Source organism: Mucilaginibacter sp. GW821-FHT07G05 (assembly GCF_059418565.1).
Genome location: NZ_JBWKQC010000001.1, coordinates 849,024 through 869,824, shown reverse-complemented (window position 1 = coordinate 869,824; position 20,801 = coordinate 849,024). Strand labels below are relative to the sequence as shown.

Here is a 20,801-nt window from a genome sequence, read left to right as displayed (position 1 = left end):
TATATAACTATGAAAAAGATCCTTTTTGTCATTTTGCTTGCCTCGGCATCGGCACAGGTTTTTGCCCAGGCAGCCAAGCATGTAATTATCATCAGTATAGATGGTTTTCGTCCCGATTTTTACCGCGAGGATAAATGGGCTACTCCAACTTTGCATAAACTGGTTACCGAAGGGGTATCTGCCGATGGTGTACGTGGTGTGTTCCCGAGTGTAACTTATCCGTCGCACACTACTATTATCACCGGTGCCAAGCCATTAAAACACGGTATCTATTACAATTCGCCGTTTGAACCCGATGGCGCAACGGGGCGCTGGTATTGGGAAACCAGCCTTATCAAAGTGCCAACCCTTTGGGATGCTGCCGGTAAGGCAGGCCTGAAAACCGCGTCGGTTTACTGGCCGGTATCGGTAGGGGCTAAAATTGATTATAACATTCCTGAATTTTGGTCGCTTGATAAAAATGTAGAGCGTTATTCGCCGCAAAGAGCAGCAGCCACGCCAAAAGGCCTGTTTGAAGAAATTGAGCTGAACGCTACCGGTAAACTGGATGAAGAAAAACTGAGCAGCGATTTTTCGTCGGCCGATGAGAACGGTAGCCGTATGGTAGCCTACATCATTAAAAAGTACAAACCGAATTTGTTAACCTTCCACATTTTCGCGGTAGACCATGCCGAACACAGCGAAGGACGCGATGGCGAACATGTACGCAAGGCTGTAGCAGGTGCAGACCATGCGGTGAACAACATACTGGAAGCCTTAGAGCAGGCCGGTATTAAAGATAGTACCGCCGTAATAGTAACCGGCGACCATGGTTTTGCCAATATACATACCGCTATAGCGCCAAACGTATGGCTGGCTCAAAATGGTTTGTACAGCAAAACTGCTGATAAAGCAACCTGGAAAGCACAGTTCCACACCTCGGGTGCTGCAGCGTTTTTAATGCTGAAAGATGCTAAAGATCAGAAAACCCTGGCACAGGTTAAAGCGATACTGAACGCTTTGCCTGAATCACAAAAAAAACTGTTCCGTGTGGTTGACCGTGCCGAACTGGATAGGATAGGTACTGACCCTAACGTAGCCCTGGCATTAGCTCCGATAGAAGGGATTGCCATGAGCGGCAGTTTAACCGGCGATGCCATTAAACCAGCGTCAGGCGGTACCCATGGTTTCTTTCCTGATTTTCAGCACATCCAAACCGGTTTTATTGTAGCCGGGGCAGGTGTTAAAAAGAACGTGGTATTGCCATTGATAGGTTTGGAAGATATTGCACCCGTAGCGGCCAAGCTGCTGGGTATTACTTTCAACGCCCCCGATGGTGTACTTTACCCCGGGATATTATCAGCAGATAAAAAGAAATCGGCAGAATAATGCACAATAATAAATAACAGAACGGGCAGTTTCAGGCTGTCCGTTTTACTTGTTTAAAGTAAAAACGATATATGATAACACTTTTACAACCGGATAATAAATAGTAGGAAAATGATCACCGTTGCTAATGTTTAATTAAGCATGTTCAAGTCTCGCTTATTACTATTGTGCCTGGTATTTTTAATGCCCGGCCTTTTATTTGCCCAGGCCACCAAAAGCAGCATAGCCGGAATTATTTATGACGAAAATAAAATACCTGTTGAAGGCGCCACTATAAAGCTGATATACCAACCGGGAAATACGCAATATGGTTGTGCCAGCAACAAAGCCGGGCGCTTTTACCTGCCCGATGTAAAACCGGGCGGCCCTTACGAGCTTACCATTACCGGTACAGGATATTCGCCTTATGTAAAAAAGGAGCTGTACCTGTATTTGGATGATCCTGTAACTTTGAGTATTGTGCTTGGTGGTGCGCAAAATACCCTGTCGGAAGTATTGATAAAAGCGCTGCCGGGTAAATACAGTAGATTGAGCACCGGGCAAACCGGCCCCGAATTTAAAGCCGGGCGAACAGAGCTCTCAACCTTGCCTGCTATTAAACGCAGTATTAACGAATTTGTAAGGCTGATGCCGCAGGCTTTTGGTCCGGCGGTTGCGGGCGGTAACTACCGACAAAACTTTATCACTATTGATGGGTCGGAGTTTAACAATAATTTTGGCGTAGGCGAAAACCTGCCCGGCAACGGCGCGCAGCCCATTTCACTTGATGCTATCGACCAGTTATCTGTGAACGTAGCTCCCTATAATACTATTTGGGAATCGGGATTTATCGGCAGTACTATTAACATCCTCACTAGGTCGGGCAATAACCGTACCGAAGCATCGGTATACACTTTCTTTCGTAATCAAAATAGCTATGGTTATAAAGCAGGTAAGGATAGGTTTGAAAAGCGCGATATCAACTATAACCAGTTTGGTTTCAGGCTTGGTGGGCCATTGGTGAAAAACAAAATATTTTATTTTATAAGCGCCGAATTTGAGCGGGAGGTATACGACCCGCAGCAATTGGTGGCAGCAACTGCCGGTGTGCCTTATGGTAGCAACTCCAACATAGCACGGCCATCAGAAACGGATCTGAACACTATTCGCGATTATCTGCAAAATACCTATCATTACGATGCAGGCCCCTACAACGATTATAATTTTGAGAACCGAAGCATGCGGCTGCTTGCCCGTTTCGATTGGAATATCGCGCCAAATAATACCTTCAGTATACGTTATAATCAACTCAACAGCAGCCGTCCCGAACTGGTGAATGGTTCGCGCAGCCCTTTAACAGCATACCCGGCAGGATTGGGCAGGCGTAATATGAACGCGCTCACTTTTAGTAATGCCAATTTTAGTACGCTCTCTAACTTTTACTCACTGGCCGCAGAATGGAATGTAAAGCTGAAATCAACACTGGCGGCTACTGTAAGGGCATCCTATACCCGGCAATATGAACCACGCGAATCAGAGAGCGCCATTTTTCCGTTTGTAGATATTTTGAAGGATGGCACGCCTTATACTTCATTTGGGTATGAGCCCTTTACCTATGCCAACAGTCGCGATGTTAACTTAACCTCGCTAACCTCATACCTCAACTGGAACTACTATAAAAACAATTGGTTGTTTGGTTTGCAAACCGATTATAGCCGCACCAAAAACTCGTATATGCCTTTTGGTACGGGATATTACACTTTTGCGTCGTGGGATGATTTTGTTAACGGTGCCAGGCCGGTAGATTATGCCATGACGTATTCTATTGTGCCCGGTAAGCAGCAGCCATCATATAGTTTCAATTACATGAACCTCGCCTTGTTTGCGCAGGATAATATCATCGTTAACAAAAACCTCAATATTACAGCCGGTTTAAGGCTCGATCTGCCTTTCTTTCCCGAACCGCTTGCAGAGAATCAGGCGATAGCGAATTTAACTTTCGCCAGGGGCCAACGCTTGCACACTTCGCAATTACCCAAGGCATCGGTGTTGTTTTCGCCGCGTGTTGGGTTCGGGCTGCAATTGAACGATAGCTGGCGGTTAAGGGGAGGCTCGGGCATTTTTACGGGGCGGATCCCTTTTGTGTGGATTATTAGCCAGGCACGGTATTCAGGAGTTTTCCAGGTGACACAAACATGGCAGGGGCAAGGCAATACACCCGGCCCGTTTAACCCTGATCCGCAAGCTTACGCGCCCAAAGACCTGCCTGCCGCCGGTACGGCCATACCATCGGTAACCAGTGTGTTATCGCGCGATTTTAAGATGCCCCAAACCTGGAAAACAAGCCTCGCGCTCGATGTGAAATTACCTGCGGGCATTACCGGCACTATCGACGCGTTATACAATAAAGATATTTACGCCATTGTATTTAAGGATGTTAACCTGAACAATCCGCAACGGCTTAACATTGAAGGTTATCCCGATAACAGGCTGGTTTATCCGGCTGCTAACAGTAAAAAGTTTATTAATCCGCTTAATGGCTTAAACATGCCCGATCCCGCAGGGAACTCGCCTTTTAACGCGGTATTGGTGAGTAATTCATCGCAGGGGTATTATTGGTCGCTCACCGGGCAATTAGAAAAGAAGTTTGCCGGTTTAACCGTTTCTGCTGCCTACATCCGCAGTATGGCTAAAAATTATAATGACGGCGATGGCGATCAAACGCTGTCGGCGTTGAATGCCACTCCCTCGGTAAATGGTATTAACCAGCTTGCATTGGGTTATGCAGGTTATGTAAGTCCGCAACGGGTAGTGGCCTCGTTGATGTATAATAAGCCTTACCTGAAGAAATTTAAGCTGGGTATAGGGTTAGTTTATCAGGGCGCTATCGATGGCCGTTTTTCATATACTTACGCGCAGGATTTTACGCACGATGGTACCAATAAATCATTGATATATATCCCAAAAGATGCCACTGAAATAACCTTTGTTCCCATTGTATCGGGTAAAACACGCTCCGTACTTTACACGGCGCAGCAGCAAAGTGACGCTTTTTTCAAGTATATAGCACAAGATGACTACCTGCGCAAACATAAAGGTACTTATGCCGAACGCAACGGTGCGGTATTGCCATGGCGCAACCAGGTAGACCTCCGCCTAACGCATGATTTTTACTTTTACCATAAAACCTCCCGGCATACCTTACAGCTTACGTGGGACGTTTTCAATTTCGGTAATTTGCTAAATGCCAATTGGGGCTTGAAAAAGCAGGTAAATGCAGGCGCTATCCTTATCCCTGCTAATTTGCCGCAGGTACAGCCCAATGGTAACATAAAACCGGTATTTCAACTGGCTACTGTCGGTGGCGAACTGGTTAACAAAACCTTCAGGAATGATGTAAGTACCAATTCAACCTACGCCATGCAATTTGGGGTAAGGTACCTATTTCAGTAGGGGATATAACAGAGGGATTTTATTGTGCTCATTGCATTAAAAGTAGCTCAAACTAACCAAATTCACATCCTTGCAGCGCACGCTCACAGTATGGTTTTTTTTATTTACGACTTCATTTAATTTTAGCCTCTGTAATTGGCAAGCAATAAAATGCCTGTAAAATTTTAACATTATATTGCGTTTTAGATCTCCCGGAAAAAGAATGAAACATAAACTGCATGGTGCGCTCATATTATTTCTTATTGCTTGTTTTCAGGATGTTTATGGTGAGCTATATAGCATATCGGAGCAGTCGTACCTCAATGTAGAGCCTGCATTTGCAGATAAAAATCAGGTAATAAAAAAGGTTCGGGGGAAGTTAGTTCAGGTGTATACAACAGGTGGCTGGGTACATATCAGTATTACGGATGCCTTCAAAGTATCATCTAAGGCGCTTTATTACCGCGCCGGTTTAAAAATTAGTAATGCGAATGCTAATTTGGAACAGCAAACCACCACTGCTTTTCAAATAGATGACCGTCCGCTTTTTATACCCGTTAATAGTGAGATACTTATTGATGTAATAGATCTTAAGACCGACAGCCTTGTAAGCAGGTATATCATCAAAAGACCCAAGCTAATCCCCGGGATCAGGTTTTATCGTAGAGAAAAAAGTAATGCCCCATTTTATGTTTTATCCCCAACAGGTCGCCCCGAGAAACTGAGTATGCTACCGGGCAAGCTTGATATCGGCTTCGCTGAGAATGCAGACTTTAAGGGCTTAGAGGTAGAGTATGTTTTGATAGATGAAAAAACCAGGCGGCGGCAGCGGGGAACAAGTGAAACAGGTTTTGGATCGCTAAACCTTAAAGCGAACACGGTTTACGAGTTGAGATTTAACTACATGGCTCAAAACGAAAGTGTGAGATCAATGTACCTGTTTGTAAAGCCTTACTGGTATCAATCTCCTAAAACTTACATCGCGCTTGTTGTACTACTTGTAACTGTGGGCTTTGTTCTGATGGCGTTGTTCTTTAAAAACAAGCTGAAGTTGTCCGAAAAGAAGCAGAAAAAAATGGAAGCGTCGGCAATCAGGTTGCAATCGCTGTTGAACCCTCATTTTACATTCAACGCGCTTAGTTCTATACAAGGGCTTATCAATACGGATAGAATTGAGGAGGCAAACCAATATTTAGAGGAGTTCAGCTCTTTATTAAGAAAGACATTAGCCAAAAGCCAGCATGTTTTTAACAGCCTTGATCAGGAACTGGAAATGATGCGGATGTATATCAGGTTAGAAGCGCTGCGTTTCAATTTCTCCTGGAATATAGAGGTAGATGAAAGCCTTGATTTGTCGGCCATAGAAATACCTACGCTGCTTTTACAACCGCTGATAGAAAACGCCGTTAAACATGGTTTACAAGGGCTTGGCGATAAGGCAAAATTAGTGATACAATGTAAGGAAGGTGATGAAAAGGATACCTTTGTAATTGCGGTAAAAGATAACGGTACCTGGGTGGAGGGAAACGGTTCGGGGTATGGCCTTTCTTTAACAGAAGAAAGGATCCGGATGATCAATAAACTCAAAAAAGATCAGTCGATCACGCTGGAGTTTATTAAGCTTTTTGGCACTGAGGCAATAGTTACATTTCATAACTGGTTATAATTATAAAATGATAAGGGCGATAATAGTCGATGATGAACCCATCAATATCAGTAACTTACGGGCTTTGCTACTGCGCCACTGTGAGGGAATAGATGTGGTTGCTACAGCCACCGGTGCCGACGAGGCAAGGGAGCATATCATTGAGCTAAAACCTGATGTTGTGTTCTTGGACATTGAGATGCCGGGGAAAAATGGCTTTGATCTTTTACGATCGCTGAACGACACTGATTTTGATGTGGTTTTTGTTACCGCGTATGATACTTACGGTATAATGGCCATTAAATTTTCTGCACTTGATTATTTGTTGAAACCTATTAATATCACCGAACTAAAAAATACAGTAAGTAGGATAGAGCAATCTGTGAATATAAGAAAGCAAAATTCAAGATTAAATAACCTGCTTAATTTATTGGACAGGAAATCACCGGATGAAGGCCAGAAGATAGCCTTGCCTACCCAAAAGGAAACCTACCTTGTACCGGTGAAAGACATTGTAAGGTGCGAATCATCAAATAACTACACCACGTTTTATTTAACCAACGGAGCGGAGCATCTTATCTCTAAACCCTTGTATGAATACGATGAGTTGCTGAGCCCTTATGGTTTTATACGCTGTCATCAATCGCATCTAGTAAATAAGGCGCATGTTGCCAGTATCCTTAATGAAGACTCCGGGTATCTGGTGATGAACTACATTAGTCAAAAAATTCCGATATCACGGCAAAGAAAAAGTACCATTAAATCTTTATTTAAAATATAAACGATCATTCTTCGTCAGGAGATCGTTCCGCTTGAACTCATCACAGCCAGCAGTTCTTCAATAAACAAAACCGCGGCCTTTTTTCTGTAAACTCCTTTTTGCCACAAAATATGCGATTGCCGTTTAAGCCCCTTGGCAACTATGGGCACAGCTGCAACTTTATCCCAGCCTATTAATGCTTTTTCGTTTAGGATGGTAGCCCAGGGGCCATCCTGTATTAATGATAACAGCGAATGCACATCATTCAGTTCAATTTTAATATTGGGCACAATCTTTTTTTCGGCGAATAAGTTGTTTACAAACTCCCGTGAGCTAAAGCCCTTGCCGGGTAATATCAGTTGTTGTTTAGCCAGTTCACTTAAAGTTATTTTTTTGAGCTTTGCCAGCGGATTGGTTTTTGCAACCACCATCACAATGCGCGAGCTGAACAGCAGCTGCATTTCCAGGTCTTCATCGTTCGATTCATTGTGAAAAGCCAATATCATATCCAACTCTGCCAGTCGCAGTTTCTTTTCAAGTTCTTCGGGGTTACCATAGGTTATAAATATCCTGATACCCGGATATTTAGTAGAAAAGGGCGCCAGTACAGGTAGTAACAGCGATGTGAAAGCATAAGACACCCCAAGGTTTAATTCCCCGGCGGTAACGTTATTCAGTTCGGTGATGGCTTGTTTACCTTTCTGTACTTCGTTCAATATTTTACGGGCATGGGGCAAAAACGTATTCCCGGCTTCGGTAATGCGCACATGTTTGCCCACCCGGTCAAATAAAAGCATCCCCAGTTCTTCTTCCAGCTGTTTAATCTGCTGTGATAGCGTGCTTTGGGTTATATATACAGCCGCGGCGGCTTCTGTAAAGTTTTCAGTTTCGGCCGCTTTAACAAAGTATTGTAATTGTCGTAACTCCATAATCAATCGTTTTTATCTATCAATATCATTAAAACAATCTATTTTACAAATATATTACCGTTGCCGATATTTGTAGCATAAAACAATTCAATAGTCTTGCATTAAGATCTCCCCTGAATTTGCTTTTGTTTTACGTATATAAATGAATGTTTTTCGCTCTTTAAAGTACCGTAATTTCAAGCTGTTTTTTTACGGTCAGTCCATTTCCCTCATCGGCACCTGGATGCAAAAAACAGCAGTGAGCTGGTTGGTTTATACATTAACCGGTTCCGCTCTTTTACTTGGCATAGTTAGCTTTGTAAGTTTAATACCATCATTAATACTTGCCCCATACGCCGGTAGTATTGTTGACAGGCATAACCGTTACCGCATACTGGTAATTACGCAGGTTGTTTCTATGCTGCAAGCCGGCGCATTGGCCTTCATAATCCTCTTTAAGTGCTACAACATTTCGGCCATTATAGGTTTAAGCCTCATACAGGGTATCATCAACGCGTTTGATATTACCTGCCGCCAATCGCTAATGGTAGATATGGTTGACGATAAAGCCGATTTGCCCAACGCCATAGCGCTTAACTCAACCATGACTAACCTGGCCCGTATTATGGGACCGGCCATAGCAGGCATTGTACTGGGTATGTTTGGTGAAGATGCCTGTTTTTTCGGAAACTTTCTAAGCTACATACCGGTACTAACCTGTTTGTTCATGATGAAGCTGAACACCCCTGTATCAACCAAGTCAGAAAAAAGTATCTGGACCGAACTACAGGACGGATTTAAATATGTTTCGGGCGATCGTGATTTGAGCAGCCTTATTTTTATGCTTACCATAACCAGTTTATTTGTAATACCATTTAATACCCTGATGCCCATATTTGCTAAGGATATTTTTAATGGTGATGCCAAAACTTTTAGCTGGTTTGAAAGTGCCGCCGGTTTGGGGTCGGTGATCAGCGCGGTTTACCTGGCCAATTTAAAGAACAATAAGCACCTTATTAATATCATAGCCGTTGCCGGTTTAGTTTTAGGCCTAAGTGTTTTATTGATAGCCTATGCCGTTAAGCTGCCCATTGCCTTGATAATTATGGTATTTACAGGCATTGGTATGATGGCTCAAACATCGGCCATAAATACTTATATACAAACCCACGCCATCCCCGCTATGCGGGCCAGGGCTATCAGCTATTACGTAATGGCTTACCAGGGTATGATCCCTATTGGCAGTTTGATGGCCGGCTGGTTAGCTAACGAGGTTGGCCCGCGTAACGCCGTATGTACCGAAGGTGTTATCGGCGTACTGGCAACAGCGGCTTTTGTAGTATACAAAAAACGTACGGATAAAGACTTTCATACCTTCAGTATAAAAGGTATGCTGGCAAAGCAGGCATAATCCGCTTAATTTAATAGCAGTAAAGGATAACCTTGATTATGCTTAAAAATTATTACAAGCTTTGCCCATATCGAGTATCAGGTTGTAGCTATCCTGTTGTATAATTTGACTTACCACATAATTTTCGCCGCCGTAATTGATCTGGAAGTCGTAAGTTTTGCCCATATCAAGACCGGTAGTAACAATATTGCCTTTGTCGAGATAACCCAGGTATGCAAATGAATTGTCAGAAGCTGCTTCCCGGTAAAACACATATACGCTTGGCCGTATTTGCATATCCGGATTATTGCTGCAAGTACCTGTAAAATTAAGTGTAACAGGAGTGAAGTTTTGCGGTGCAGGCGGCTCAGGTTCTTTTACAGGTTCGCTGGGTTTGGTAAGGCTTATCATTATAACCTGTTGCTTTTCGCCCTCGGCAAAGGTTATGGTTTTTTTAGCGGTTACATAGCCCGGCGCGCTAATCTCCACTACGCAGGTAACCGGGTTATCGTATGTGGGTTTGGCATCAGGACCGGGGCCTATGGTAAGTATGCCATCAACAAGCTTAAACTTCTTTTTGCCCGATATTTCATAAATATCATCGGCATCAGTGCCGCTTATTGTTACCACCGGCTTTTTTATAACTGTTGCCGGGTTAGTGGCATCGGTAACGTGAAGAAGCGCGGTATATTGAATAATATCCATATCCACTACCACCTTAATATTTTCGGTAGGTTTTGTGCAGGCACAAACCGAAGCTATCAGCAAGGCCCAAAATATTGATTTTAGATAGTTCATTTTTTTTAGATAGATGTGTTATAGCTTGAAATTAAAGTTTAATTGTACCACAGGTAAAAAACGGTAGTTTTTAACATTGGCTTGTAACTGTCCCTGCTGCGAAACATTGCCTTGTAATAAACCTGTCCCGATAATTTGAGCCGAAGGCCTGCGCAGGTAGTAAGTACCTAAATCAAGGTTGATATTAAAACTGCGGCCGGGCAGGGGCTTCAGTAAACCAATACCAAGGTAAGGCGCAAACCCTGCCCAGTTTACGTTCATGTTCATTCGGCCTACCTCATCCGGAGTAAGCACAATTTCGCCATAGGTATATTTATCGCTGGGTACAACCTCTAAGCCGCCTTTAGCGCGCATAAAATATGCCGCGCCGCCAACAATATGAAAAGCAGGTGCTGTTTTTATGGGCATATAATCTGCCAGTAGGTGTATGTTCGAAAAATGGGCCGAGAGTTTTGAGGTAGAATTAAAGCCGGAGATTCCTATTACATTATTGGCCTTAACAGGCATATAGTTAACGCCAAAACGTAAAGCCGTTGCAGGCAAAATACCGTAGCTGAACTCCGCACCAACGCCCTGTGTACCCAAATTAAAATGTATAGCCTTGCTGCGCAGTATGGAATTGCCCTCAAATTTTTGTCCCTTTATAGTGCCGATATTAAGCAGTGAACACAGTATCAGTAAAAATTGTACTTTCCTCATGGTTTAATAAAATGCTTTAATAAGTACTAAGTGACAGGGTTACATTATCGCCTGGTTTTTACTATAGATATAACGCATTTTTATTTCGTTATTATAAATATTATAAACTATTGGATAATAATGTTTGTACGGCGAAAAAACATAAAGGTTGCCTGCAATACACCTGTATTTGCGTGAATGACTTGAAAGTGACGTGGGAGAGAGGTGGATTTTTTCGAATACGGCTGTGTTTAATAGCAACTCTACAACAATATTATGCTATTGAAAGCCTCTATAAAAAATGAATTTATATAAAAAAGCCCGGCTGCATAAAGCAACCGGGCTAACCAAACCAAACAAGGATACTAACTTGTTTTTTCCTTTTATTGTGCTATAAATTTAAAGCTGTGTATGATTACCTCAAACGGCTGATCGTTAGATGGCGCAAGACCTTTAAACAGCCACAGATTGATGAGCACCGGCATAGCGATACTACTAATAGATACCTGCGGACTTTTAAACTCTTTGCTTATAAAGAGGTTATCGCGGGGCTCATTATCCAAATGCCCGTAAAGTGTTTTAAAGGTTACGCTATTGGCGGTTCTTATAAAACGGTGGGTGGTATAAGTGCCGTTTGGCGATGTAAACTCGGTAGCGTAACTGGTATGCTTTGGCGGATCACCGGCTTTAGGGTAAACGGTATAGTTCAGATTGGGATATTCGCTGTTACCCCAGCGGGCAAACTCAATATCTATCTCATCGCGCGCGTCGGTGCCCGAGTAATCAAATAAGCCTAATACAATGTTTTTATCAAGCTTATCAATATCGGCATCAATTTGCCATTGATAGGTGCCCATACCAAAGCTTTCGGTACTGGCTACTTCGGCACACTCCCAATTACCGGTATGGGCATTTTTGCTCACCTTCAGGTGCAGCCAGCCGCTGGCATCAACCCATACATTACCGCTGCTCCAAAAATTAGGGCCGGGGCCTGTCGCTTCCGCCGGTTCTTTTACATTCCAGGTGTAGCCGCTCCATTTAATGGTTTTAACCTGCGCATTTACATGGCTGCACCATACCGACAGCGCGAAAACAACAAAAGCTATCTTTTTCATACTACTTACAAGTTTAAATAGCTGTTTATTGCTGCTTGGTATAAATAGCCCGCATCAACGAATTTGCATCTGTTGCATCATAATCGCCGGCCCATAAGTAAGCGCCTTTAAAGCCGGTTGTTTTAATATAGGTCGCTTTTTTCTCTACCAAAGGAATCCCATTATAGTATACGCCGCCGGCGCCTGATTTATCGGTAAATTCTTTACCGGCAGCAGTCGGGTCTACAGCTAAAATATCCTTGTAGGTCATGTAATCATAAGAACCCCAGCTTTCATTATTGCCACTGCTGTTTAAGGCATTGTAACGTAAGCCAAAGGCAGGTATACCAATAACCAGTTTATTGGCCGGTAAATGAAAGTTCGTCCAGATAGCGGCACCGCTCACCATAAAATCATAGCTTGAAGACTGACCGACAGGAGCATCGGGGCCAATGTGGATATTATCTTCAAAAGCATGCACATTTATCCAGCTAAATGCCGAAAGATCACCGGGATAACTCCAGTGCATGTAGTTAACTGTAGCGGTAAGTGTTAAAATTGAGTTTGCAGGTAGGGCTGCTTTTAACTCCGTAGCAAAAGGGCCAATGGCCGCCATGTTAGCATCGGCATTGCCCGAGTTAATGTCGGTCATCATAATATCCACGCCATCTATATGTTTGGCGGCTACATAGGCTTTAATTAACCCCACTAACTTGGTACGCTTGGCAGCGTCGCGTATAGCGGTGCCAAAATCATTGGTTTCGTATATGGCCCAGCCATCAATGCCTGATAACCTGCCGCTTATACCCATAATAACAGGTACGCCTGCAATGTGCGCCCGTGCTACAATCTCTCTTGCTTTTTGACCAACCTCACCCGGCGAGGTATCCAGGTCACCTTCCGGAGATACCAAACCAATTTTGTAGGCAACATGTGTAACGTTAGCGAAATTGATATTAGCGGCGCTGCCATCCTGCGTTAAATAGGTCATGCTGATTTGCGTGTATGGCTTAAAGGTGTAGGTGGATGGATTAACCAGTACCTTAGTACTCCTTACACTCGAATCGCCATTGTAGGCTACCTTCAGTTTAATAGTATACTCGCCGCCGCTGGTGGGTGCAAAGCTGAATTTCTTCTCTTTTGAAACTTCAACATTGTTCACCATCCAGCTGATGGTAGCTTTGTCTGCCGGGGTTATTTCAATGCCCGTAAACTTGGCGGTATCGCCTTCATCAATGATCTGCGCCCCCGAAAACTCCCTCAATATATCAAATATGCGTGGGTGCAGCGGGTTGGCGGCTTCCTGCTCTTTGGCTATATCTTTTTTACATGCGACAGCAAATACTACCAGCACCAGCAGGAACGATAATTTTTTATAGATCTTTTCCATTTTTTATGATTTAAAATTCAGTAACCTATTCGCTTTATTTTTTAGCTGCTTTTACTTCAGCATCAATAGTATTGATTAAAGAGTACGTACCGGTATCATCCTGCAATAACTGCCATACCATAATGCCGCCTGCTTTTTGCAGCGCCAGTGTGGTTTTACTTTTAATGGTAGCTATGCCGTTATAATAAATGGTACCGCCTGCATCATCCTTCACTTCGTCTTTATTTTCTGAACCGGGATATTTTTTGATGATATCTGAAAAACTCATGTCCTGGGGTACGCCGCTGCCAAAACCGTAGCCATAAAACGGAACGCCAAGGCTCAGTTTATCTTTAGCTATACCTCGCGTGCCGCTCCAATAATTCAGGTCATCTACCGCCATTTGATATGGCGAATGCTGACCCGGATCCTGCGGCCGCCATGGCCCCGTTTTATCGTACGACATGATATTGATAAAGTCATATTGCGCCAGTGCTTTATCGGTATACTGCGAGGCATAGGCCGTAGCTATAGCGGTGGTAAGCAGCTTTTTTTGCGGTTGCAATATGGCTTTCAATTCTACCACAAAAGCTTCGTAATTAGCATCTACAAAACTGCCCTCTAAATCAACGTCAATACCATCAAGGTTATATTGTGCGGTTAAGCCAGCAAGGTTACTCACCAATTTGGTACGGCTGGTTTTATCGGCCAGCAAAGCTGTATAATAAGCCGGCGGATTGCCGCCGCCTATTGATGCCAGTACCTTCACATTTTTGGCATGCGCCACAACAACCAATTCCTTTAACCCGGCCAGTGTAGTAAAATCGCCGTTTACATCAGGGTTGATGAATGCGATGTTAAGATGCGTTATTTTACCAAAGTCGAACTTGATAGCGCTTCCATCCTCAACATTAAACTCGCGTAAATACCCCACCACCCTGAACTGTGCTGCGGCAACAGGTTTTTCGCCATCGTCTGTTTTTATTTCAGACTTGGCGGTCTTTTTACAGCTGCACATCAACACCGCCATTAGTATGGCGCAATAAATATTCCTTCTCATTATCGTCAATATCATCAGTTACAATTTATCCCACCAAACCCTTGCAGTCCAATCGTCGAGGCCGCCCGTAAGTTTTGCTATGGCTTTATTAATATTAGTGGCGTTCTGCTCCGTTTCGGTAAGCGGATATTCAAACCTGCGCGGTGTAGTAGTCACGGTTGATTCGGCATTGGCGGCCGATTCTAACACCGGGAATCCTGTACGGCGCCAGTTAGCATAAGCCTCGGGGCCGTTTAGCAACAGGGCAACCCACAGTTGTGTATCAATGGCACGCACCTCGTTACCCGGAGGCAGCGGATTATCAGTTTTAAAATTTTGTATTTGTGTGTCGCTAATTACCGGACCACCTTTAAACAGCGCTAGTTGTTTCATTGCCGCGCTCACGCCGTTTTCAAAGTGGGTTTTCGCGTTAACACCAAGGCTTAAACCCCAGCGTTGTGTAGCTTCTGCCAGTAAAAGTTCGGTTTCGGCATAAGTGATATGAAAGTAGGGTGCATCATTAGTGATCATCCAGTTGGCAAGCTGTACTTTTTGGCCGTTGTTAGGCACCTGTACTATACGACCATTACCCAGATCAACCTCGATAGCGCCCAAAAAATCATCGTAATTGTATTTACCCGGCCCAACACCAATGATTCCTATCTTGGCCTTTACCTGATCGGTAACATCCAGTCGTTCCGATGGTTTATCAGGGTTAACCCAATAATTGCGTGCTATGTACTGCAAGCGTGGATCGTTGCTATCGGTCATTGTTTTTATGAAAGTGCTGCAAATACGCGGGCGACCTTCATCAGGATATTGGTTAATAGCCACCGATACACCATTACCGCGTATATCGGCATAGCTGTTTTGTACATCGGCATGGTTGGTTATGCAATTATCGGCAGCATCGGTAAATACACCGGCAGCATACGCGGCCTGTACTTCGGTTTTAGCCTTATCCGGATCAACCTTGCTCAACCTCATGGCTAAACGGAGGTGCAGCGAGTTGGCAAATTTTTTCCAGGCTGCTACATTGCCTTTGTAAAATATATCAGCTGCTACGTTATCCTTTGAAGCATCCAGCTGTGCCGAAGCCTCGGTTAATTCTTTAAAGAAATCGTTATAAATATCCTGCTGGCTATCAAACTCGGGGCGTATAATACCCGATATATATGCCTGGCCTGCTTGTTTGTACGGAATGTCGCCATACAGATCGGTGATCCTTGCAAAAATATACACCTTCATAATGCGGCACATGGCATTAAGGTTGGTTTTAAGCGGATCTTTTGCCGAGCGCTCAACCGCGTCAACAATGTTCAATACATCGTTAGGGTAACCAAGCTCCCACATTTCCGACATGTATTGCCTGTTCTTTACATATTCAAACCCGTAACGCGTGTAATAAGCACCGCCAATTTGCTGCACCAGCGGCATGGTCATGATGATGCTGGTACGCTCGTTTATCGTTAACTCGCCCGAGAAACGCAGCTGCGTAAGTACCAGCTGATTAACCGGATCAAGGTTGCTTGATTTGGTTGGATCGGTATTGGTATCGCCAAAATCTTCAAACTTTTTACAAGAAACCAGCAATGTGGTAACTGCTAAAAGTATGATGATTATTTTGTTTATATATCTTTTCATATCTATACAATTATCAATGTCAGTATCTTAAAATTTCACATTCAGGTTAAATCCCCAGCTTTTTCTTGATGGTAATGAGCCATATTCAAGGCCTTGCCCGTTACCGTTGTTGTAGTTGGAGTCGGGGTCAACATTGGGTACATTTTTGTGTATGATGAAAGGGTTACGGCTTACCAAAGCCACTGCCATATTTTTAATACCCCATTTTGATGAAATAGCGGTAGGGATATTATAGCTTAAGGTTATCTCGCGCATTTTGATATAGCTTGCATCGTATATAAATGGTGTGGCTACGCCATTGCCATCGCTATAGTAATTAGCCCAATAAATGGATGGATCAACTGCACGGGTATTTGCCGCGTAAATAGGCTTGCCTGATGCATCGGTACCGGTTTGTACCACGCCCTGCGGCACATAACCCCTTACATTGCCTGATGCCCGCCATTGCTCAATGGTTTGACCTGCGTTTTGGCGTGCTTCTTCAGATGCTATCCACTCGGCCCTGCCCGGTAAAGTCACCTCGCTTGAGCCTCGTATTACGTTGAACAGGTTAGTCATTGAGAATAAGCTTGCACCATGTTTAACATCCACAATAAAGCTTAAACCAAAATTTTTATAGTATACCGCACTGCTTAAACCGCCTGTCCAGCTCCAGGTTCCTTTGCCTAATACTTCGCGGTCAACAGTTTGCAGAGGGGCAAGTGTAACCGGATCGAGCACGGCATTGCCCTGTTCGTCCCTTTGACCGCCATAGCCTAAAATAGCGCCGTAAGCAGTGTTTGGTCTTGCTACTACTGATGTACCTAACCAGCGTGCATCAGATAAGGTTAAATAGGGTACGCCTTCAGCAAGTGATTGTACCGTGTTGATGTTGCGGGCGAAGTTTACACTGAAATCCCAGGTCAGATCTTTGGTTACAATTGGCTTGGTGTTTAACATTATTTCCACACCTTTATTGCCAACCACGCCCGCGTTAATTAATTGCTGCGGGAAACCCGACGACAAGGGCACGTTAACCACGTTGATCTGATCTCTTGATTTCGAAGTGTAATAAGTAACATCCAGGCCTATCCTGTCGTTAAAAAACTTAAGATCTGTACCTACCTCAAAAGAGCGTGTGCGGGTAGGTTTCAGATCGTTACCCGGAGGTTTAATGGTTGTACCGATGCCTCCCAAAGCCTGCCCGTTAAAGTTTTGCGGATTAAGCGCGTATACTAAATTAAGCATGTAAGGATCGGTACTGCTGGCAACTTCGGCGCCTGATACCCGTATTTTACCAAAAGACAATACTGTTTTAGGGATTTTGAAGGCATCGCTGAACACAAAACTTGCCGATGCTGAAGGATAGGTATAAGCGTTTTTGCCCATCGGTAAAGTTGATACCGCGTCGCGGCGAACAGTCGCGTCTAAGTACAAATAACTTTTATATGCCGCTGTAATTAAACCGTATACAGATCTTGTCTGCATTTCTCTTGGCGAGAGCTGGGTAATCGTTTTGTCGGCAAAGCTGTTTGAACTAACTACATCGGTAGCAACCATGTCAATATATGAGCCACTGTAACCGGGTGCCTGGCTGCGCGATAAACTTACACCAAGCCTGGCCGATAGGTTTAATGTAGCTGATACCTGCTTTTGAGCGGTCAGCAACATATCTCCTTCAGTGGTTTGCACTTTTTGGTTGGTAGTTTCCAGTCGGCCGGTTAATGAGCCGGGGGTAGATATAGGGCTGAATTTTTCGTAATCAAAGTAAGTAAAGTCGGTAGATGCCCGGCCTTGCAGGTTTAACCAGCTGGTGAAAACGTAATTGGCCTGCAAACCGCCTATCATGCGGTTCTTTTTGGTGCGGTTGTTCATTTCGTTGATCACCCAATATGGATCAAGCCTGTACTGACCGCCGCCCCATTCTACGTAATTGCCTTCCACATCCTTGTAGCCAGTTTTAAAGTAAGCCTGATCAACGTTGTTGGCTAAACCGATGAAGTTGTTACCAATATTGCCCGGATCATCGGCAAGCGATGGGCGGTTGGTTACATTTTCGTTCATGTACATTACACGTGCTTCAACCGTAAGGTTTTTGCCGAACTTTGAACTTCCATTAAAGTTGAATGTATTACGGCGCATATTGCTGCCGGGTACAATGTCGTTATTGCGCAAATCGGATATGGATAAACGGAAATTCCCTTTCTCACCCGAATTAGCTAACGAAACCGTATTGGTAAACGTTGATCCTGTGCGGAAGAAATCCTGGATATTGTTCTTCACCAGCGCGTAAGGGCGATACACACCATCAAAACCTATTACCTGCAAGCTTGGATCAAGCCTTGGCCCAAAGTTATTGAACAAGGTATTTTTCGCCTGTGCGGCATCTATTACCAATTGCTCTGAACTACCTTGCCCGTAAATAAACTGGTTACCATCTAAGCTGGTCAACTGTTTCTCGAACGATGAGGTACTGTTATATTCAATCCCCAGTTCTTTACGGTTACCGCCTTTTTTGGTTGTGATCAATATAACGCCGTTACCTGCACGGCTACCATACAGCGCCGATGCCGATGGGCCTTTCAAAACGCTGATCTTGTCTACGTCATCAGGGTTAATGGCGGATATCGCGTCGCCAAAATCAAGGCCGCCCGAATATTTGCCGCCGCCAACCTGGCCGTAGTTTGAATTGTCAATAGGTACACCATCTACCACATACAGCGGCTGGTTATTACCGGTAATAGTCGTATTACCACGAATAATTACCCTCGATGATCCTGCCGGACCGCCTGCCGTACTGTTGATCACCAAACCGGCAACCTTGCCGGCAAGGGAGTTCATTACGTTGGTTTCGCGGGCTTTCTTCAGGTCGTTACCGTCCACTTCGCTAAAGGCATAACCCAGGGCACGCTGCTCGCGTTTGATACCGAGGGCCGTTACTACCACCGTTTTTAGTTCGGTACTGCTAAGTTTCAGGTTAATGGTTACATACTTTATATCATCACTCGCTATTACTGATGATGGCTCGAAACCAACCATCCTAAAGGTGATGATATCGCCCGTACTCACCTCAATAGCGAATTCACCGGAATTGTTGGTAACAACCGATTTTTCGCTTTTGGTATTTACCACGGTTACACCCGGCAAGGCAAGCTTATCGGCATCTAAAACCTTACCTTTTAATGTAAAAATGGCAGTTCCCGCGTTGGTTTTCAACGCCTGTATCATTACCATTTCGCCCGATATTTTGTACTTCACATTAATTTGTTTCGCCAAAGCATCAATAACATCGTTCAATTGCTTGTCGGTTATTTTGAGATTGATGCGGCGCTTAAAATCAACATCGGCCGGGTTGTATGAGAAACGCACTTTGGTGGCATCCTCAATTTGCTTAAACACTTTTTCTACAGGCTGATTTTGCCAGTTGAAGGAGTAAAGCGGGTTTGGTGACGATTGGGCATATCCGCTGGTATAAATGATCAGGAATACTGCACCAAGCATCCTCAATAACGTTTTCGGGAAAAAACGTGAAAGGGGTAGTTTTTTTAGCATAGTTTAAAAGATTAGGTGGTTAAATATGAGTATGGTTATTTTTAGAATACGATTTTAATACGGTCGTCTTTTTGCTTGTAAGTAAAGTTGTTTACAAAGCCAATAGCATCCAGCACCTCGGTAAGGCTCTTATTATCAAACTGACCGGTAAATTTTATTTTGCTGGTATCTTTACTGCTGGCGGCTACCTGTACGCCATATATGTCGGCTATTTTGGCTGCTATTTCGGCAAAGTTCGCGTTTGAGAATATCAGCCTGCCATCAATCCAGTTTTGTAATTTGGTGGTATTAAAGTTGGATTTGATGAAGCCGCTTGCGCCATCGGTCAATGTAACCTGCTGACCCGGAACCAATATCTGGTCGTTAATATTTGAATGCGGGCGGGTTGATTCTACCTTAACCTTACCGGTAACCAGCATTACACTGGCGGTTTTTAAAGTGGAGTAACTGCTCACCTTAAAAGAGGTACCCAGGGCGGTAGTAGCCGTTTTAGAGGTAAGTACAACAAATGGTCTGTCCTTATCTTTATGCACCTCGAAGAAGGCTTCGCCTGTTAATACCACATGCCTGCTGTTATTATTATAATCATTGGCCATTTTTAGGGTACTCGCGCCATTTAAAATTACAATGGTGCCATCGGGCAGGGCAACCTTTTTGCGTCCGTTGAAATTGGTACGCGCTACTATATGGTAACTGGCATCTGTAACCCGGCTGTATAACACAGCACCCGATACGGGAGAGGTATATTTATATATACCGTAAACCATAGCGAACACAAGCAGCGCCGCGGCAACGGCTATACGCGCAGACCATAACCTGCGTACTTTGCCTTTTGTTATGTTGGTTGATTGCAGTTGTTCGCGCTCAATCGCTTTTTTCAGGTTGTTAAGCGCCTGTTGCTTTTCTGCTTTGCTAACCTTAATACCGAGCAGCAGGCATAGTTCGCGTGCTTCAGTAATTTGCTTTTTTAATAAGGGCTGGGTGAGTATAACATTTTCCCAATGTTTTTTATCGTCATCATTTGTATCGTAGCAATAGTTTACAAAGCTCTCATTAGTCAAAAAATCTTCAATGTTGAAATTGGTATAGTCCATTTAGTTGGTATTTATACACAAGTGCAATAGAATATTCTTTTTTACCAAGTCTTTTTAAAATATTTACAAAGA

The 20,801-nt window shown here is 43.8% G+C and carries 14 protein-coding genes; 5 read left to right on the top strand and 9 right to left on the bottom strand.

Annotation, left to right across the window (positions count from 1 at the left end):
• Window positions 1-9: 9 nt before the first annotated feature.
• The 4 genes from AC07NA_RS03605 (at window position 10) to AC07NA_RS03590 (ending at window position 7,205) form a co-directional block, all read left to right on the top strand.
• The gene (locus tag AC07NA_RS03605; protein WP_494895740.1) at window positions 10-1,368 is read left to right on the top strand and encodes an alkaline phosphatase family protein; all 1,359 of its coding nucleotides are present in this window, start codon (window positions 10-12) and stop codon (window positions 1,366-1,368) included.
• A gap of 141 nt (window positions 1,369-1,509) precedes the next feature.
• Window positions 1,510-4,800, top strand: coding sequence for a TonB-dependent receptor (locus AC07NA_RS03600; RefSeq protein ID WP_494895738.1), 3,291 nt, complete (start codon window positions 1,510-1,512; stop codon window positions 4,798-4,800).
• A 202-nt stretch (window positions 4,801-5,002) separates the two neighbouring features.
• Window positions 5,003-6,445 (top strand): sensor histidine kinase, encoded by a 1,443-nt coding sequence (locus AC07NA_RS03595; RefSeq protein WP_494895736.1) that lies wholly within the window; start codon window positions 5,003-5,005, stop codon window positions 6,443-6,445.
• Window positions 6,446-6,452: 7 nt separating this feature from the next.
• Window positions 6,453-7,205: a LytR/AlgR family response regulator transcription factor gene (locus AC07NA_RS03590; RefSeq protein ID WP_494895734.1), complete on the top strand. Its 753-nt coding sequence runs from the start codon at window positions 6,453-6,455 to the stop codon at window positions 7,203-7,205.
• A 14-nt stretch (window positions 7,206-7,219) separates the two neighbouring features.
• Here the strand turns inward: AC07NA_RS03590 and AC07NA_RS03585 are convergent, their stop codons facing one another.
• Window positions 7,220-8,113, bottom strand: coding sequence for a LysR substrate-binding domain-containing protein (locus tag AC07NA_RS03585; RefSeq protein ID WP_494895732.1), 894 nt, complete (start codon window positions 8,111-8,113; stop codon window positions 7,220-7,222).
• Window positions 8,114-8,255: 142 nt separating this feature from the next.
• Between AC07NA_RS03585 and AC07NA_RS03580 the strand changes: the two genes are divergently transcribed.
• Window positions 8,256-9,503, top strand: a complete 1,248-nt coding sequence (locus tag AC07NA_RS03580) for an MFS transporter (protein ID WP_494895730.1) — start codon at window positions 8,256-8,258, stop codon at window positions 9,501-9,503.
• A 42-nt stretch (window positions 9,504-9,545) separates the two neighbouring features.
• Here AC07NA_RS03580 and AC07NA_RS03575 read toward each other — a convergent pair whose 3' ends face one another.
• From AC07NA_RS03575 to AC07NA_RS03540, 8 genes are all read right to left on the bottom strand, one after another.
• Complete coding sequence (locus AC07NA_RS03575; RefSeq protein ID WP_494895728.1) at window positions 9,546-10,280, bottom strand: hypothetical protein; 735 nt, start codon at window positions 10,278-10,280, stop codon at window positions 9,546-9,548.
• Between the two features lie 18 nt (window positions 10,281-10,298).
• On the bottom strand, window positions 10,299-10,979 hold the full coding sequence (locus AC07NA_RS03570; RefSeq protein WP_494895726.1) for a hypothetical protein: 681 nt from the start codon (window positions 10,977-10,979) through the stop codon (window positions 10,299-10,301).
• Between the two features lie 362 nt (window positions 10,980-11,341).
• A complete protein-coding gene (locus AC07NA_RS03565) occupies window positions 11,342-12,073 on the bottom strand; it encodes a glycoside hydrolase family 16 protein (protein WP_494895724.1) in 732 nt (243 codons plus the stop codon).
• A 25-nt stretch (window positions 12,074-12,098) separates the two neighbouring features.
• A complete protein-coding gene (locus AC07NA_RS03560; protein WP_494895722.1) occupies window positions 12,099-13,442 on the bottom strand; it encodes a glycosyl hydrolase family 18 protein in 1,344 nt (447 codons plus the stop codon).
• 34 nt (window positions 13,443-13,476) lie between these two features.
• On the bottom strand, window positions 13,477-14,481 hold the full coding sequence (locus tag AC07NA_RS03555) for a glycosyl hydrolase family 18 protein (protein ID WP_494895720.1): 1,005 nt from the start codon (window positions 14,479-14,481) through the stop codon (window positions 13,477-13,479).
• Window positions 14,482-14,499: 18 nt separating this feature from the next.
• The gene (locus tag AC07NA_RS03550; protein ID WP_494895718.1) at window positions 14,500-16,104 is read right to left on the bottom strand and encodes a SusD/RagB family nutrient-binding outer membrane lipoprotein; all 1,605 of its coding nucleotides are present in this window, start codon (window positions 16,102-16,104) and stop codon (window positions 14,500-14,502) included.
• 27 nt (window positions 16,105-16,131) lie between these two features.
• The gene (locus AC07NA_RS03545; RefSeq protein ID WP_494895716.1) at window positions 16,132-19,635 is read right to left on the bottom strand and encodes a SusC/RagA family TonB-linked outer membrane protein; all 3,504 of its coding nucleotides are present in this window, start codon (window positions 19,633-19,635) and stop codon (window positions 16,132-16,134) included.
• 41 nt (window positions 19,636-19,676) lie between these two features.
• Window positions 19,677-20,729 (bottom strand): FecR family protein, encoded by a 1,053-nt coding sequence (locus AC07NA_RS03540; RefSeq protein WP_494895714.1) that lies wholly within the window; start codon window positions 20,727-20,729, stop codon window positions 19,677-19,679.
• Between the last annotated feature and the right edge of the window lie 72 nt (window positions 20,730-20,801).

Coding starts and splice junctions, on each gene's coding strand:
- AC07NA_RS03600 (WP_494895738.1), top strand. CDS start 1,510: ATGTTCAAGTCTCGCTTATTACTATTGTGCCTGGTATTTTTAATGCCC.
- AC07NA_RS03540 (WP_494895714.1), bottom strand. CDS start 20,729: ATGGACTATACCAATTTCAACATTGAAGATTTTTTGACTAATGAGAGC.
- AC07NA_RS03560 (WP_494895722.1), bottom strand. CDS start 13,442: ATGGAAAAGATCTATAAAAAATTATCGTTCCTGCTGGTGCTGGTAGTA.
- AC07NA_RS03570 (WP_494895726.1), bottom strand. CDS start 10,979: ATGAGGAAAGTACAATTTTTACTGATACTGTGTTCACTGCTTAATATC.
- AC07NA_RS03545 (WP_494895716.1), bottom strand. CDS start 19,635: ATGCTAAAAAAACTACCCCTTTCACGTTTTTTCCCGAAAACGTTATTG.
- AC07NA_RS03585 (WP_494895732.1), bottom strand. CDS start 8,113: ATGGAGTTACGACAATTACAATACTTTGTTAAAGCGGCCGAAACTGAA.
- AC07NA_RS03565 (WP_494895724.1), bottom strand. CDS start 12,073: ATGAAAAAGATAGCTTTTGTTGTTTTCGCGCTGTCGGTATGGTGCAGC.
- AC07NA_RS03575 (WP_494895728.1), bottom strand. CDS start 10,280: ATGAACTATCTAAAATCAATATTTTGGGCCTTGCTGATAGCTTCGGTT.
- AC07NA_RS03550 (WP_494895718.1), bottom strand. CDS start 16,104: ATGAAAAGATATATAAACAAAATAATCATCATACTTTTAGCAGTTACC.
- AC07NA_RS03590 (WP_494895734.1), top strand. CDS start 6,453: ATGATAAGGGCGATAATAGTCGATGATGAACCCATCAATATCAGTAAC.
- AC07NA_RS03595 (WP_494895736.1), top strand. CDS start 5,003: ATGAAACATAAACTGCATGGTGCGCTCATATTATTTCTTATTGCTTGT.
- AC07NA_RS03555 (WP_494895720.1), bottom strand. CDS start 14,481: ATGAGAAGGAATATTTATTGCGCCATACTAATGGCGGTGTTGATGTGC.
- AC07NA_RS03605 (WP_494895740.1), top strand. CDS start 10: ATGAAAAAGATCCTTTTTGTCATTTTGCTTGCCTCGGCATCGGCACAG.
- AC07NA_RS03580 (WP_494895730.1), top strand. CDS start 8,256: ATGAATGTTTTTCGCTCTTTAAAGTACCGTAATTTCAAGCTGTTTTTT.